The sequence below is a fragment of the Vibrio sp. A1-b2 genome, from assembly GCF_021726015.1.
In the GTDB taxonomy this organism is placed as follows: Bacteria; Pseudomonadota; Gammaproteobacteria; order Enterobacterales; family Vibrionaceae; genus Vibrio; species Vibrio diazotrophicus.
This window is the reverse complement of the sequence record NZ_JAKKCI010000005.1, coordinates 12458-29071: the sequence shown is the minus strand read 5'-3', so window position 1 is coordinate 29071 and position 16614 is coordinate 12458. Positions and strand designations below refer to the sequence as shown.

The window sequence follows — 16614 nt, the reverse complement described above, 5'->3', positions numbered from 1 at the left end:
CCTTACTTCTTTTCTAAATTAAGAATTTTCTAGATTAGGAATGAGGAAGCTCATTCGTGTGTATTGGCCCGGTTCAACTTCGATTTTCAGTGCGGAGTTGTCGCCGAATTTATTGGTTAGCCGTTTCGCCACTATCTGCATACCCAACCCATCATGATCATCACTTGGTGGTTGATAGCTGCCAGCATTGTCCTCAACCACTACTCGGTAGCCGTTTTCCACTGGTTCGCTGTATATACGAACTTTGCCATCTTCAAGCAGATTGGACGTACCATGTTTTATCGCGTTTTCCACTAAAGGTTGTAAGGTGAAAGTGGGCACATTGCGTTCCAATAATGAGTTATCGATATCGATCTCGACATCGAGGCGGTCACTGAAACGGGCTTTTTCTATTGTCAGGTATGCATTGACATGAGCGATCTCGTCGCGGAGTGTCACGGTTTCGATATTCTGCTTCAAGTTACTGCGGAAAAACTGCGATAGGTGCTGAATTAGTTCTCGCGCTTTTGTCGGATCCCTGCGGATAACGGCACTGATGGTATTGAGAGCGTTAAACAGAAAGTGAGGGTTTATCTGAGCTTGTAACAGCTTAATCTCAGCTCTTGAGAGCAGGATTTGTTTCTGTTGATACTCGCCATACAGAATCTGACTGGAAAGTAACTGAGCAATGCCTTGTGCCATCGACATATTGATAGTCGAAAACAGCTTGCGCTTCGGCTCATACAGCTTAATGGTGCCAATCACTCTGTCACCCGCTCTCAGTGGAATAATTAACGCAGATCCTAGCTTACAGGTTGGTGATAACGAACATTGATAAGGTTGTTCTTTGCCATCGAGATAGATAATGGCGTTTCCTGAAATCGCATCAAGCGTGCTTTGAGAAGATATCGGAGTATTGGGTTTGTGGTGATCATCGCCGATGCCAACGAATGCGAGAATCTTTTCTCTGTCGGTAATGGAGACTGCGCCAACGTTGGTGAGTTCGTAAACGATACGGGCAATTTTGTCTGCATTCTTAGGGTTAAAGCCTTGAGCAAGAATACCGACAGAGCGTTCAGCGATGTTTAAAGCTCTGCGAGAAAAGGTCGCGGAATACTCTTCAAATATGGTTTTTCTGTCTTGCAGAATACTCATAAACAGCGCTGCACCTACTGAGTTGGCAATGATCATTGGCGCTGCAATGGTGGAGACAAGGTCGTACGCTTCATCAAACGGTTTGGCTACAAGTAGAATCAGCAGCATTTGAACTATTTCGGCAAACAGAGTGACGGCAAAAACGATACTAGGGCTAAAAACCAGTCGCCCTTTACTGTTTCTGAGCAGATAAGTGTGCAGTAACCCGCCGATGAGACCTTCTGCCGTTGTGGAAATAGCACAGGCTAAATCGGTAAACCCACCTAGAGTGTAGCGGTGAATCCCGCCTGTTAGGCCAACGAAGAAACCAACCACAGGTCCACCGAATAGACCACCCATTACTGCGCCGATTGCGCGAGTATTGGCTATGGCATCGTCAATTTGCAGACCGAAATAGGTTCCCATTATGCAGAACAGTGAAAACAGGGTATAGACACTTAATTTATGATCAAGACGGCTGGAAATATTAAGCAGCGGGAGAAACAACGGTGTCTTACTCAACATGTAAGCTAAAACTAAGTAGACACACATCTGTTGTAATAAAGAAAGGATCAAATCCATAGTTCAGCCAGCAAGCAAATGTTGAAGAATGAGGGTATTTTATGAAAGTTATCGACAATAAAACACGATTTAATCGCATTCAGTGACTTAAAGCTTGTATTTATATTTGTGTAAATATTTTTATACATATTCGTTTTTATAAATTTACACTTGAAATCTTTTTAGAGCCTGATAAGTTGTTTTCTATTGAGTGTGAGCTTCAGTGTATAAGTTTAGTGTAAATTTTTTAATACAGGTGATGAGATGAAGAAAAGTGAATTAAGTGATATCAATATTATTGATGAACAGGTATTGATCACACCAGACGCGCTAAAAGCGAAATTACCTTTAAGTGATGATAGCCGTCGTTTCATCCGTGAATCTCGTCAGACTATCGCAGATATTATTCATAAACGCGATCACCGCTTACTTGTGGTTTGTGGCCCTTGCTCTATCCATGATATTGAAGCGGCAAAAGAGTACGCCAAGCGTTTGAAAACCCTGTCAGAAGAGCTGAAAGATCAGCTTTACATTGTGATGCGAGTTTACTTTGAAAAACCTCGTACTACGGTTGGCTGGAAAGGCTTGATTAACGATCCTCATCTTGATGGCACTTTCGATATTGAACATGGTTTGCATGTGGGGCGTGAACTGCTGGTGGATCTGGCTGAAATGAATATCCCTCTGGCAACAGAAGCGCTTGATCCTATCAGCCCTCAATACCTAGCGGATACCTTTAGCTGGGCTGCAATTGGTGCGCGTACCACGGAATCTCAAACTCACCGCGAAATGGCGAGTGGTCTTTCAATGCCTATCGGTTTTAAAAATGGTACCGATGGCAGCCTTTCTACCGCTATTAACGCGATGCAAGCTGCATCATCAAGCCACCGTTTCATGGGGATCAACCGTGAAGGACAAGTGGCACTGTTGACGACTCAAGGTAACGGTAATGGTCACGTGATTCTGCGTGGTGGTAAGCAAACCAACTACGATTCAGTGTCGGTGGCTGAGTGTGAAGAAGATTTAGCTAAAGTGGGCCTAGATGCGGCTCTGATGATCGACTGTAGCCACGCCAACTCACGCAAAGATTACCGCCGTCAGCCGCTGGTAGCGGAAGACGCCATCCATCAAATTCGTGAAGGTAACCGCTCAATTATTGGCTTGATGATCGAAAGCCATATTAATGAAGGTAACCAGTCTTCGGATCTGCCAATTTGTGAGATGAAGTACGGCGTTTCTATTACAGACGCATGTATTAATTGGGATACAACTGAGGCACTATTGCGTAAGGCTCACAAAGAGCTGACTCCGTTTCTCGAAAACCGCCTGAAAGGATAAAAAGGATAAACCATGGCTGTTGAATTGAATGAATTGCGTGATCAAATTGATGCGGTTGATAAGCAGATGGTAGAGCTGCTTGCTCGTCGACTGGCATTAGTGGAAAAAGTGGGTGAAGTGAAAAGCCAACACGGCCTTCCTATTTATGCTCCAGACCGCGAAGCGGCAATGTTAGCTTCCCGTCGTGAAGAAGCTGAGAAAAAAGGCGTACCACCGCAATTAATTGAAGACATTCTTCGTCGCACCATGCGTGAATCTTATGCTAGTGAAAAAGATTCCGGCTTCAAGTGCTTGAATCCGGAACTACGTTCAGTGGTTATTATTGGTGGTAAAGGTCAGCTAGGCGGCTTGTTTGGGCGCATGTTCAGACTATCTGGCTACCAAGTGAAAGTGCTTGGCAGCCAAGATTGGGATAACGCAGATGAACTGCTGAAAGATGCGGGTCTTGTCGTGGTCACCGTGCCAATTCACAAAACCATCGGTGTTATTGAGAAGCTTAATAATCTGCCTGAAGACTGCATTCTGTGTGATTTAACTTCGATCAAATCTAAGCCTTTAAAAGCGATGATGGCTGTGCACAAAGGCCCTGTGGTAGGTTTGCACCCTATGTTTGGTCCTGATGTGCCGAGCTTAGCGAAACAGGTGATTGTTCATTGCGATGGACGCGGTAAAGAGCAGTATGAATGGCTTCTAAAGCAGTTCTCTATTTGGGGCGCTAGCCTATGTAATATTGATGCTGAAGAGCACGATCACGGCATGACACTGATTCAGGCGCTGCGTCACTTTACGTCGTTTGCTTACGGTTACCACTTATCGAAAGTAAAACCCAACATTGCTCAACTGCTGAAATTGAGCTCGCCAATTTATCGCCTTGAACTGGCAATGGTTGGACGCTTGTTTGGTCAGGATCCAAATCTGTACGGTGATATCATTCTGTCGTCTGATGAAAACATTGAGATGATCCAGCGTTTTCAGCGTAGTTTTGGTGAGGCGGTTAGTCTGATTGAAAGCCGCGATAAGGCAGGATTTGTAGCAAGTTTCGAACAGGTGAGTGAGTGGTTTGGCGATTACTCTCAGCAGTTTATGACGGAAAGCCAGAATCTTTTGAAACAAGCGAACGATTCAATTCATCGCCCTCATTCAAGTTAAAGTGACAACCACTAATACCTAAAAAGCGCTACCTGTTGGTTAGCGCTTTTTTGTTGGTGTTAATGAAACTTAAGCTTTGACTACTCAGCGTAGTCAGCTAAATCCACTAAGTGTTCCAGCTCGCGATGGAGTAGTTCATCACTGCCGACATTGAGTTCAACCAGACGGCGTAAGTGGCCAATACTTTCGATATCAATATGGTCGATTTTGAGATGCAATATACGCTCATTTTGCATGATAAGTGTTGCGGAGAGATTGATGGTGATATCGCTATCAGGGAGTGTGAAAGTGACGTCTACAATATCGTTTTTATCCAGTTCTGGTTCATCAACTGCCCACAATAAAAGCCCTTTTAATGATAAGTCTTGAATGCAAGTGACCAACTGATAATCGCCTTGAGTGAGCGTAGCAGGTGCTTGATAGATGATGCGTGAAAAACGTCGGCGTTCAATCATAAATGTATCTCTCGTTAAACATATTCAAAAGCATAGCAAAGGTTAGGCTATTAAACAGATACATAGATTAAAAAGGCCGCAATAAAGCGGCCTTGAATCATTTAATTGTTACTTAGAAATACGTTTGTATTTAATACGGTGTGGTTCTGCTGCTTGTGCGCCAAGCGTTTGCTTCAACCAATCCATGTATTCGGTGTAGTTACCTTCGTAGAAGTTCACTTGGCCTTCATCACGGTAATCCAGAATGTGCGTTGCAATACGGTCTAGGAACCAACGGTCGTGCGAGATAACCATTGCACAGCCTGGGAACTCTAGTAACGCTTCTTCAAGAGCACGTAACGTTTCAACGTCTAGATCGTTGGTTGGTTCGTCGAGCAACAGTACGTTACCGCCTGCTTTTAGCAGTTTAGCTAAGTGAACACGGTTACGTTCACCACCAGACAATTCACCAATGACTTTCTGTTGGTCTACGCCTTTGAAGTTAAAGCGAGAACAGTAAGCACGTGCAGGAATTTCGAAGTTGTTGATCTTAATGATGTCAGCACCTTCAGAAATCTCTTGGAACACGGTGTTTTTGTCGTTCATGCTGTCACGGAACTGATCAACAGACGCCAGCTTAACCGTTGTACCCAATTCAATTTCACCTGAATCTGGCTGTTCAACACCGCTTAACATCTTAAATAGGGTAGATTTACCCGCACCGTTAGCACCGATAATGCCGACGATAGCACCTTTCGGCATGCTGAAAGACAGGTTATCGATCAGTACACGATCATCAAAAGATTTCGTCAGGTTGCGAACTTCAAGAACTTTATCACCTAAACGTTCACCTGGCGGGATGAACAGTTCGTTAGTTTCGTTACGCTTCTGGTGTTCGCCACTTTGAAGTTCTTCAAAGCGAGCCATACGAGCTTTAGATTTTGCCTGACGACCTTTAGGGTTTTTACGTACCCATTCAAGTTCTTTCTCGATAGTTTTCTGACGCGCACTCTCTTGAGAAGACTCTTGCTTTAGACGCTCATCTTTTTGCTCTAGCCAAGAGGTGTAGTTACCCTGCCATGGAATACCTTCACCACGGTCAAGTTCGAGAATCCAGCCTGCCGCGTTATCTAGGAAGTAACGGTCGTGCGTAATAGCCACTACTGTTCCTGTGTAATCCACAAGGAAACGTTCTAACCAAGCTACTGACTCTGCGTCTAAGTGGTTGGTTGGTTCGTCAAGTAGCAGCATGTCTGGTTTTTCAAGAAGCAGACGACAGATAGCAACACGACGACGTTCACCACCAGAAAGCACAGCAATTTTTGCATTCCAGTCCGGTAGACGAAGTGCGTTTGCAGCACGCTCTAAAGCGTTCTCCAGATTGTGACCATCTTTTGCTTGAATCAGGGCTTCCAGCTCACCTTGCTCTTTCGCAAGCGCATCGAAATCTGCATCTTCTTCCGCGTAAGCTGCGTAAACTTCGTCTAGACGAGTTAGAGCACCAGCCACATCTGCTACTGCTTCTTCAACCACTTCACGTACTGTTTTAGATTCGTCAAGAACAGGCTCCTGAGGCAGGTAACCAACTTTAAGACCTGGTTGTGGACGTGCTTCGCCATCGATGTCTTTATCAATACCGGCCATGATACGTAGTAGGGTAGATTTACCCGCACCGTTTAGACCTAAAACACCAATTTTGGCACCTGGGAAGAAACTTAGAGAGATGTCTTTTAGAATTTGACGCTTAGGCGGGACGATTTTGCTCACCCGCGACATGGTATATACGTATTCAGCCATTGCCGATTGTTCCTAATCTATCGTTCAGAATAAAGTCGCTATTCTATACCAAAGTTATCGTATTTGTTACTAGGGGCTGCTGAGCTTTGTTATTCAATATTGAAGCTAATAGAGTTCTAAGTATTCGGTGTGTGAATGCATATATTGGGCAATTATTGTTTTTGTCACATTATTCACATCAACTTTACATCCACCCTCTTTACATTTACCACTAGAATTAGCGTAATGGTTGGTAAGTAGCACTCAGTAAAGGATTAGAGTTCATGGCGCCCCTGCATTCCTCAAAGCCGTCTCGTATTTTGTTGTCAATGATTGCATTCAGTTCATTGTTTAGCGGCACAGCGTTTTCCGACTCTATCGACCTTAATGCTCAGCGTGATTTGTATGATCAAGCTCAGGAGTGGTTGGATGATAAGAATGTTTCAAAGTTCGAAAAGGCGAGACCAAAACTCGCGAGTTACCCGCTGACTCCGTATTTAGATTATCGAGCGTTTCTCATCGATATTGGTGATAAGCCACCCATCACCGTCAGAGTTTTTATTGATGGGCATAAAGATTTTCCATTCTCTGGCCGTATTAGTGCCCCTTATCTTGATGCTTTAGCTGAGCAAAAGAAGTGGAGTACGTTACTGCAATTTCAGACCTCAGAGCCGAATGGTGAAACCTATCAGTGCCACTATTACAACGCACATTTGCAAGTTGGTAAGCGTGAGAAAGCGTTTGGCGGAGCGAAAAAGCTCTGGATGAGTGGCGCCAGTATTTCAGATGCCTGTGATCCGCTATTCAAAGCTTGGGACAAGTCTGGCGGATTAACCGATGAGCTGGTTTTCAAGCGCATGCTGTTAGCATTTGACGGAAGAAATCGAGGGTTATTGGTTTACTTATCGAAAAAGCTCAGCAGCAGTCAGTATAAGGAAAAAGGCAAAGCCATGCTGGCTCTGTATGATAAGCCAGAAACCGTGGTCAGTTTTGCAAAAAAATACAGTGATCCCTTGTCGGTTGAACAGGTTCAGTTCGCGCTGGAAAAACTTGCTCGCGCTGACAGTGAGAAAGCACAGGCTTTAGTCGATAGAGTCACCAAAAGACCTGCGTGGACATCTCAGCAGAAAGCGCAAATTGAGCAGTTCATTGCCTTGCGTCTGATGGACTCAGAGGACGAAAAGCTGATTCGCTGGAGAGATAAAGTGATCGCGATGGGCGATAACGTGACTCTAACAGAATCTCGAATCCGCTTAGCACTGCGCAATGCGGATTGGACCCAAGTGTTGTTCTGGATAAACCGCTTACCTGAAGAAGAGATAAAATCTCAGCGTTGGCAGTATTGGTTAGGTCGAAGCGAAATAGAAAATGGTCATACTGAACAAGGGATGCAGCGCTTGTTTGCGCTTGTCGGTCAGCGCAATTTTTACAGTGTCGCAGCAGCGAAGATTGTAAAACAATCGATTCGCTATCCGAAAAGTGCAGTCGAGTTCGATTTCAATCAGGTTAAGCCTTATCAAAAAAGCTTAGTTCGCATTCAAGAGCTGATTGAGCGAGATAAAATTGCAGCGGCAAAAAGTGAGTGGAATTGGCTGCTTGATAAAGTTAATCAAAGCGAAAAAGAGATGCTGGCAGCTTATGCCTCGCGCCAGAATTGGCATCATTTGACAGTTACCGCTTCGATATCGGCCAGCTTGTGGGATAACTTGCAGCTTCGTTTCCCTGTCGCTCACCAATGGTGGTTTAATTTTTATGGCAACAAGCATGGCATAGACCCGATTATGTTGATGTCGTTAGCTCGTCAAGAGAGTGCAATGGATTCAGAGGCACGTTCGCCTGTCGGTGCTCGCGGCATTATGCAAATCATGCCTGCGACCGCAAAATACACGGCTAAAAAATACCAACTCACCTACAGTGGCGCAGATGATCTGTATGAAGTCGGCAAGAATATTGAAATCGGCAGCCACTATCTCAACGGATTGCTCGAGCAATATGACAATAACCGGATCTTTGCATTTGCAGCCTATAACGCTGGACCACAGCGAGTAAACCGATGGCGGGAGCAAACTCAGGGTAAGCTTGATGCCTATGCTTTTATTGAAGCTATTCCATTTCGTGAAACTCGAGGCTATGTACAAAACATTTTGATGTTCGAGACCTACTATCGAGACTTAATGGGTCTGCAGGGCGATTTTCTCAATGAAAATGAGTTGAAGACAAAATATTGATTATATTCAGGGTATCACTAGAATAACGAGGGTGTATCACTTAACGAGTACAGTTATGTCTCAACAACCTGAATACAGTGATTGGTCTCAATTGATTGATTTAGTTAAGCAAGCTGCAGATAACGATCAGCATGAGATGCTATTGACCATGTTAATGACGCCGGATGAAAGGGAAGCGCTCGTTGCCCGAGTAAACATATTCTGTGAACTGCTCAAAGGTGAGATGTCACAGCGTCAAGTGAGTCAGATGCTCGGTGTTGGTATCGCAACCATCACCCGAGGTTCGAATGAACTGAAGTCTCGCTCAGAACAAGAAAAAGAGACGCTAAGTAAACTGATCCTCAAATAACTGTTCATCACAGAGCTTCACAGAGTAGAAAGCCAGTCTAGTGACTGGCTTTCTTTCTTCTGCTTTGTGCAAACATACATGTATTTGCCGAGATCATTAAACCAAGTTCGCTGGAAAATGTTCTGGATTAGTAAATGGAATAAGCGCCAAAATTAACGCTTGATGGTAGACAGAGCTGCGAGTGAGCTGATGTTGAGTGAGCAGGCCGATCGCTCCGCCTTTTTGTTTAATATTGTCAGTGCCGAACACTTCATCCATCACATCACCCAGTTCATTCGCTTGCTCCAACTTAGCCAGCACTTGTGGTGGAAGCATTAAGCTCGCAGAGCGAGACTCGCCACGATGGGTTTGAGATTCAATAATCATCCAGGCAAACGTAACGTTGCCTTCAATACCTGCTTCCAAGCCAACATAGAAATCACCGTCTGTTAACGCTTGTTTGGCGTTACGAACACGGTTTAATGCGCCCGCTTTGGTTTCTTCGTTGGTCATAGGTTGATCCGCCACTTCGCTAGGTACACTAATACCTTGGAAGTTGAAAGCTTGATGGGGAAATGCGGATTCAAATGCGCTCTTTACGGCGTTAATTTTTGCCGGATTAAGAGAAGCGATAATTACATTCTTCATAACTTACTTCTGTGTTGTCATTGTTCCAGTATTGGATCTCACGTAATGACATGGGGGGAGCTAAAAAGAAGCCTTGCATGTAGTCACAGTTGTAACGAGTTAACCACTGTTGCATTTCTCGGCTCTCGATACCCTCTGCCGTTACTTTCATCATCTGAGAATGACAGAGTTGGATTAGAGGCTCAAGCACCGACTGCTTACCTTTATCGATGATGGTTTCCAGAAAGCCTTGATCGAACTTAATGCGCTTAATTGGATACTGAACGAGCTGAACAATCGAAGTATAACCAGAACCAAAGTCATCAATGGTCAGGCTATAGCCCTGTTCAACCAAATCATACAGCAGTGGTATTGCTTTAGAATCGGCGGCGAAAGTTTCGGTTATTTCAAAATCTATCCAGTGAGGGCGAATTTTGTATTTGTTCGCCTGCTCGCGAATGTAATCCGCTAAATCAACCGAGTTTAGTTCCGCGGAAGAGAGGTTGATTGAAATATGGATAGGGTAGTCAAACGTTTCTGACAGTGACGAAAACTCTTTAAACGCATGAGTGATCACCCATCGGTCAATTTTTCCAAATAGCCCTGTTTGCTCTGCAATAGGGATAAATTCGGTGGGGGAGACTTCGCCGAGCTGTTCTGAGTCCCATCTTAGCAGCACTTCGAATCCTGCAATTTCCATATTGCTGCATGAGTAATAAGGTTGGTAAACCAGCGAGAATTCTTTATCAAAATTCTCCAGACGCAATGCGCGTTCAATAGCATTTCTGCGCTGAACTTGTAGATCAAGCTGTTTGGAATAATGAGCAATTTGGTTTTTACCCGCGCTCTTTGCTTGATACATAGCCGTATCGGCATTGATCAGTAAGCTTTCTATGTCGATACCATCCTCTGGATAAGTGGCAATGCCTATACTTGCTGTAATAGGGAATCGACCCAGAGGGGAGTCATGATGTTCTTGAATCGGTTGTAACAGACGATGAGAAAACTCAGCTGCAAAATCAGACAAACGGTTTGGCGCACAAATCAAAATGGCGAACTCATCTCCAGATAAGCGGGCAGCAAGGCTGTAAACATGTTGATTGAGGTTAAACTCTTCAGAAAGTGCACGCACATGGCTGGCAAAACTGATCAGCAAGGAATCCCCCACTTGATGACCGTACTTATCGTTGACGTACTTGAAGTTGTCTAAATCGATATAGAGCACTTGGACATGGCTGTTAATCGGGGACTCTCTTAATGTTGTCTGTGCCTGAATTTGGAACTGGTAGCGATTACACAACTTAGTTAAATGGTCAAACTCAGCCAGTGTTTTTGTTTCTTGATAGGAGTTGTTGAGCTCTTTATACATATCGTAAAAACGCGAAGATAACCGTCCAATTTCATCTTTAGTCGAGAGTCTTTCTATATTATTTCTTTGCTTGCTTTCGACTTCTTGCAACTGCTTATCTAAGCGAGAAATGGGGGTTATTACATGCCTGTAAAGCAACGATAATAACAAAACCAAACTAAACAATGCAGAACCACCAAAAGCAGCGACTAGGTTTTGTCTAATATCATTGAGCTTATTTCGCATCAGCATTGGTGCTGGAGAAAGTGTTGCAAACATGCCAGGTTGAAGTTCAACCGTCTGGGTTAAGCCTTCTGAGAATGATTGAGGTCTTTTACTAAAGAAAATGGGGCTCTGGTTATCAAACTCCAGTTTATTACGCAGCGCGTTAAACTCATCAAGAACCACGTAAACGACGATAAAGAATATTCGGTCTCGGTTGTAACTTAAAGGTGTTCCAAGTGTACGGGTGTCTAAGACATCATAACGGACTAACACTCCGTCTCCGCTTGAGTTCTCGGTATAACTGATGTCTGAGATTTTTAAGGTTTGGTTGAAGCGCTTTTTCACAAACTTAAAAACGGTTGGGTCGATTTTGCTGAACGGGTCTTCACTATTGTCGGCAAAATAGAGAATGTTATTGTCGCCATCTAAGATGGAAAGAGCCACGGAATCTCTTTCATTGGACTTCATGACATTGAATGTTTTTTCAATATTTTCAGCCAGTTCTAACTCTCGGTATGGATTGTTACTGTGAGAAAAATAGTGGCGAATAATGTCGCTATTGGCGAGCGTAAATGTGTAACTGCTAACCAGAGATTTGGTTTGTCGAAAATGGCTAGCGAGCTTTTCCATATCAAGCTGCAGATAGCTATCCATGCGTTTAACGAGTGCGTCTTTCTGGCTATCGTAAATGAGATAACCTGACACGGCAGAGCTGAGGATGATGACCGGAGCGATCAGTAAAAGAATTCTATGGTTTAGCTTCATGTTGTTTGATCAGGCTGTTGATGATTTTCGCCCGCTGACTCAAATTGGATGAAGAAAGCTGACTGTCAATGATGCTTTGTGCTAACAAATCATCAGTAAGTAAAATGGCTTTATTGTTGATGTAGCTGGCAGGCATTAAATGCAAAGCTTTGAGATTCGGTGTTGCGGCTTTGATGTCTTGGGCATTCATTGCCGCTATTTCAGGCTGCATCAAAAATTCTAGAAACAACTTAGCTTGCTGTTTGTTATGGGAGGAGCTGTTCAACGCTAAACAATCCACCCAAATATAAGGTTTGCCTTCAGGAAGAACAAAATCCCAATCATCATTGTCGAAATAGCGATTGAGGGAGAACTGATCTCCGCTATAGCTTACCGCCATGTATAAATCATTATTATTACTATGGCTGCGAACATAGCTTAGTGAGTATTCATAAGTCAGAATATCCGGTGTGGCAGCTTCAAGCTTTTCATACGCTTTCTTTAGGTCTTCAACGGATGCAGTCAGTGGTGATAGGTTGAGGCTGTAAAGTGCCGGAAGTAACGTTTCTACACTGTCTTCTAATAAACCCACATGACCTTTCATTTTCTCGTCAATATCGACCAAATCACGCCACTGAGTCGGTGGTTGAGAGATTTTACTTTTACGATAAACAATACCGACATATCCCCAAAAATAAGGCACGCTATGTGAGCCACAAGCTTGTTGCCACATTGGGGCGTTATTTTGGTTGGCGTCGAATGAAGAGAGATCTTCAAATTTATCTTGCTGAGAGAAAAGCTGTGCTGAAACATTATCTAGAATCACCACATCAAATGGGATTTGATCGCTACTCAGCATGAAGAGGCTACGTTCATCGTCATTATCAAAATGATAGAAGTTGAGCTGAGTGTCGTGACTTTTGTTCCATGCCTCAACGACCCTTGGGGATATTGTATCTTCCCAAAGGTAGATGTTTAGCTCTGAAGCAATGACTTGGCTACTGAGACCAGTAGCACCGAGCATAAGGGAGATGAGTCGTCCAATCTTCACCACAAATAATGCGCCTTATATGACTTTAAGGAATTGTGTTTCCCTGTGTTCACTTTTAAAACACTCAACAGAACACTAATTCATCTGAACTAAATTGTATAACTATTTCTGTATCATAAAGTTCTAATATGCAACTTCGGTCAAACTAGGCGCAATAGTTTGATTTAAGTACGGTTAACTTAACCGTACTTGAGTTGGCTTCACGTTCTCACTTGGATAACAGCCAAGGACTTTCAGATGCTTGGTTAACTTGGTTAACTCTGCGAGTGCCTGCTGCATATTTTCCGAATCCAGATGAGCTTCCAAATCCACATAGAACATCTCTTCCCAAGGATTCCCCATGATTGGACGAGACTCCAATTTGGTCATGTTGATGCCAAAACGTTGAAGAACAAGCAGCGTTGCAACCAATGACCCCGCTTCCTGTGAAGTAGACATAATCAAGGTTGTTTTGGCTGGAATCTGTGTCGAGACTTCGACAGGCTTACGAGCCACCACGATAAAGCGAGTGTGGTTTTCTGTTTGGTTAGCGATGTTGCTTTGAATGGTTTGAAGACCATAAAGTTTACCGCTCGACGCATTGCCAATAGCGGCAACATCATCTCGGTTTAACTCTTGCACTTTTTTCATTGCGTCAGCAGTACTTGCGCATGTTTTGAGTTGTACACCTTTAAGGCGACTTAGGAATTCGCTGCATTGCTGATGTGGTTGAGGGTGCGAATAGAGCACTTTCAGATCTTCTAAGCGAATGTCTTTTGTTGCAACCAAGCAGTGCTCAATAGGCTGAGTGATTTCACCAACAATGTATAAGGTGGTGTGTTGAAGCAGATCATAAACTTCGTTGATAGAGCCTGAGCTGGTGTTTTCAATAGGTAGTACACCGTAGTCAGCATGCCCTGATTCAACCGTCTTAGTGACTTCTTTGAATTGATCGCAGTTGAGTTCAACAAGCTCAGTATTTTTGCGGCTGAAGTATTCGCGAGTGGCAAGATGCGAGTATGAGCCTTTTGAACCGAGGAAAGCTACTCGTGCCAGCGGTTTTCTGCTTTGAGGGTTGGCTAAGTTCTGTAAGTAAGCTTGTTGGAGCAGCACCGAGTCTTCGATGATGGTGTGAAAAAGTTTGGTAATGAATTGTGCATCAAGCTGGTATTTATCTTTACCTGAATTGATCAGTTTAACCAGTAGCTGTTGTTCGCGAACGGCATCACGAACGGGTTTTGAGGTTTCTACTTTGCTTTTTGCTACTTCAATACTGAGTTTACGTCGTTCCGATAGCAGGCTTAATAATTGGTCATCTAGCTCGTTGAGTCTTAAACGAATCTCGTCGAGAGAGTACTGTCTGTCTGTCATTGAAAATTATCCTTATAAAAAAACCTCCCAGTGGGAGGCTTTCTGTTCGTTTTTGACTTTTCTTTCTTAAACGACTTAGCCTCCAAAGCTTATTGGAGAAAAAAGAAGTCAAAAAAGAACAGTTGAGTATTTGTCATTATTTTCGATTAAGTCGTTAAGGTAGTCCCACAATAAGCAAGGCGGCATAGAGCGTCAAGCAAAAAAATAGCGCCCGAAGGCGCTAATTCTAAACCTGTATATTATTCAGTTTCTTCTTCCAATTCTGGTTTGTCAGATCGTCTTGCTTCTGGTTTATGACGAAGTTTGTTTAATTGACGTTCTAGTTTCTGTTCAACTTCGTTGACGGCCGCGTACAAATCTTCGTGAACAGCGGAAGCAACGAGTTGTCCTTTTGGTACCGTTACTGTTGCTTCGAACTTCATCTGTTTGTTTGGTTCTTCACTAAAGCTACATTGGCAACCTGTAATGTCTACTTGCCATTTCTCTAGTTTTTTTAATTTACTCTCAATGTGGTCGCGGATTGCAGAGGTAATGTCGATGTTTTTACCAGTGATATTCATTTTCATAATGCTTTTTCCTCTGTGTCATCCCTCATGGGTTAACTCCAGATTACCCATTCCCAAATAAAAAATAGTGACCTAGATCACTATTCTTTGTGGGGTATTTCTGATCGCTTTTAAACGTGATCTTCCGCAAAGTGTTGTCTTGATGAGGGTAAAAAAAGCTTGTGATTTTGTTGTTTATGACTACATTTAGAGAGGTAGCTTACTGAAAATTCATCCATTTTTAGGGAGCTAATTCGGCCTTTTAAATACCTCTGATTAATTCCTGAACAACACTGATTTGCGATAGTAATCACTTTGCCAATCATTCTTTTCTACTTGTCTGTGAATCCACTCCTTCAATAGCGTTCAGAGTAGCGGTTAAACTTTCCTCTTTTGCTTGCTTGAGCTGTTCCAACTGTTTGTAAACTACGTAATAGCGACTGACATTCGCCACATAAGTAACAGGCTCTGAGCTAATGTTTCTTCGTGTAATCACTTCCACATTCTTAAACCATACATTCGGATTAAACCCGTGCTTTTTGGCTAGTCGGCGCATTCTATTGATGTTTGCTGGCCCTGCGTTGTATGCCGCCAGTGCAAAATAAACTTGGTCATCTTCGTTTATCTCAGGATCGGAAAAGTATCGGTCTTTTATGAAACGCATATATTTCACACCCGCGTGGATGTTGTTTTCGACCTTCTCGATGTTTTTAATATTGACGTTCGGATCTCTGGCTGTGCTAGGCATAACCTGCATTATGCCTATGGCTCCTTTGTGTGACACTTTTCTCTGGTCAAAACCGGATTCCTGAAATCCTTGCGCTGCCATCATCAGATATTCAAACTCATATTTATTGGAGTACTCAGTAAATATTTTTGCCAGTTCATCAAGGCGTTTAAGTTTTTCTGGATTGAGAGCCTTGGTTAGCCAGCGGGTATCGTCGATGTATTTGCTGAAAATTACGTTGCCTAACAAGGTACCTGATTTCGCTGTTCTCAAATAACCGTTTACGATTTTTTTCAGCTCTGGAGAGTTTTTACGCATTGCCCATGCGATTTGACCATTTTCTCTTAGCGGCAACTCGGTATGTGCTTTTATGTCTTCCATAACATGTATCCACATTTCCGCTTTGTGGCTATCGAGTACCGTCGCAGGGATATGTCCGGAATTAACCATTTCCAATAGTTCGTAGTCTTGCAAAGCTTCTTCAACGAAATGAATTTTTATTGGCTTTAAGCTTTGCAAAATCAGCGAGTTGTTTATTTTTTCTAAGCTCTCCATATAACTAGAGCTCTCTCTGACCCAAATTTCTTTGCCGGTCAATTGAGTTAAATTGGTGATGTTAGGATAACTTTTGTTGGTGACAATTAGCTCTTGGATCTCTTTTGTCAGAGGATTACTGAAATCAATCTCTTTTAGACGAGCAGGAGTAATCGTCAGGTTTGCGACTGCTAAGTCAGCTAAACCGGATTGGACAGAAGGGATAAGATCATCTCTGAGAACAGGGATGATTTGAATGTGTACGTAAGGGGCTTGTTTTTTGAGGCTCTTTTCAAAGTGATATAAGAGTTCTGCACCGATACCTTTCGGACGACCTGCTTCCACGTAATAAAATCCTAAGTCGGCAGACACGACGACACGGATGACACCTTTCTCTTTAAGAATCGGCCAGTCACCTTGATAAGGCTTATCACTTAATGGTGATAGCTCAATGCTGTTCGCAGGGAGGCTGAGAAGCAAAACAAACAGGCTTAAAAGACCTCGGTGTAACCAACGCAAAATGCGGCTCCTTTGCA

13 protein-coding genes and 1 other annotated feature are annotated in these 16614 nt (G+C 43.3%); of the genes, 4 read left to right on the top strand and 9 right to left on the bottom strand.

Annotated features, from left to right (window positions below; all coding sequences use genetic code 11):
* Positions 1–18 precede the first annotated feature (18 nt).
* Positions 19–1695 carry a sensor histidine kinase gene (locus L3V23_RS12735; RefSeq protein WP_102966256.1) on the bottom strand — a complete coding sequence of 559 codons (1677 nt, stop codon included), beginning with the start codon at positions 1693–1695 and terminating at the stop codon, positions 19–21.
* A gap of 243 nt (positions 1696–1938) precedes the next feature.
* Here L3V23_RS12735 and L3V23_RS12730 point away from each other — a divergent pair, with 243 nt between their 5' ends.
* A complete protein-coding gene (locus L3V23_RS12730; protein WP_102966257.1) occupies positions 1939–3012 on the top strand; it encodes a 3-deoxy-7-phosphoheptulonate synthase in 1074 nt (357 codons plus the stop codon).
* Between the two features lie 12 nt (positions 3013–3024).
* Positions 3025–4161 (top strand): bifunctional chorismate mutase/prephenate dehydrogenase, encoded by a 1137-nt coding sequence (gene tyrA / locus L3V23_RS12725; protein WP_042484249.1) that lies wholly within the window; start codon positions 3025–3027, stop codon positions 4159–4161.
* Positions 4162–4241: 80 nt separating this feature from the next.
* On the opposite strand, the gene L3V23_RS12720 is transcribed toward tyrA, so the two are convergent.
* Complete coding sequence (locus L3V23_RS12720) at positions 4242–4616, bottom strand: PilZ domain-containing protein (RefSeq protein WP_102966258.1); 375 nt, start codon at positions 4614–4616, stop codon at positions 4242–4244.
* A 108-nt stretch (positions 4617–4724) separates the two neighbouring features.
* On the bottom strand, positions 4725–6392 hold the full coding sequence (gene ettA / locus L3V23_RS12715) for an energy-dependent translational throttle protein EttA (protein ID WP_042484243.1): 1668 nt from the start codon (positions 6390–6392) through the stop codon (positions 4725–4727).
* Positions 6393–6655: 263 nt separating this feature from the next.
* Here ettA and L3V23_RS12710 point away from each other — a divergent pair, with 263 nt between their 5' ends.
* Both L3V23_RS12710 and trpR read left to right on the top strand, forming a co-directional pair.
* Complete coding sequence (locus L3V23_RS12710) at positions 6656–8599, top strand: transglycosylase SLT domain-containing protein (RefSeq protein WP_102966259.1); 1944 nt, start codon at positions 6656–6658, stop codon at positions 8597–8599.
* 55 nt (positions 8600–8654) lie between these two features.
* Positions 8655–8948, top strand: coding sequence for a trp operon repressor (gene trpR, locus L3V23_RS12705; protein WP_042484238.1), 294 nt, complete (start codon positions 8655–8657; stop codon positions 8946–8948).
* A gap of 96 nt (positions 8949–9044) precedes the next feature.
* On the opposite strand, the gene yjjX is transcribed toward trpR, so the two are convergent.
* From yjjX to L3V23_RS12675, 6 genes are all read right to left on the bottom strand, one after another.
* A complete protein-coding gene (gene yjjX, locus L3V23_RS12700; protein ID WP_042484235.1) occupies positions 9045–9575 on the bottom strand; it encodes an inosine/xanthosine triphosphatase in 531 nt (176 codons plus the stop codon).
* Complete coding sequence (locus L3V23_RS12695) at positions 9547–11892, bottom strand: GGDEF and EAL domain-containing protein (protein ID WP_102966260.1); 2346 nt, start codon at positions 11890–11892, stop codon at positions 9547–9549. Before L3V23_RS12695 ends, yjjX begins: the two co-directional genes overlap by 29 nt.
* Positions 11876–12895: a spermidine/putrescine ABC transporter substrate-binding protein gene (locus L3V23_RS12690; RefSeq protein WP_042484717.1), complete on the bottom strand. Its 1020-nt coding sequence runs from the start codon at positions 12893–12895 to the stop codon at positions 11876–11878. Before L3V23_RS12690 ends, L3V23_RS12695 begins: the two co-directional genes overlap by 17 nt.
* Before the next feature lie 201 nt (positions 12896–13096).
* Positions 13097–14272, bottom strand: coding sequence for a prephenate dehydratase (gene pheA, locus L3V23_RS12685; RefSeq protein WP_042484229.1), 1176 nt, complete (start codon positions 14270–14272; stop codon positions 13097–13099).
* 14 nt (positions 14273–14286) lie between these two features.
* Positions 14287–14407, bottom strand: a sequence feature (Phe leader region).
* 104 nt (positions 14408–14511) lie between these two features.
* Positions 14512–14838 carry a ribosome-associated translation inhibitor RaiA gene (raiA, locus tag L3V23_RS12680; RefSeq protein ID WP_042484225.1) on the bottom strand — a complete coding sequence of 109 codons (327 nt, stop codon included), beginning with the start codon at positions 14836–14838 and terminating at the stop codon, positions 14512–14514.
* Between the two features lie 301 nt (positions 14839–15139).
* Entirely contained in the window at positions 15140–16597 is a 1458-nt protein-coding gene (locus L3V23_RS12675; RefSeq protein WP_237292405.1) for a lytic transglycosylase F, read from the bottom strand.
* Positions 16598–16614 lie beyond the last annotated feature (17 nt).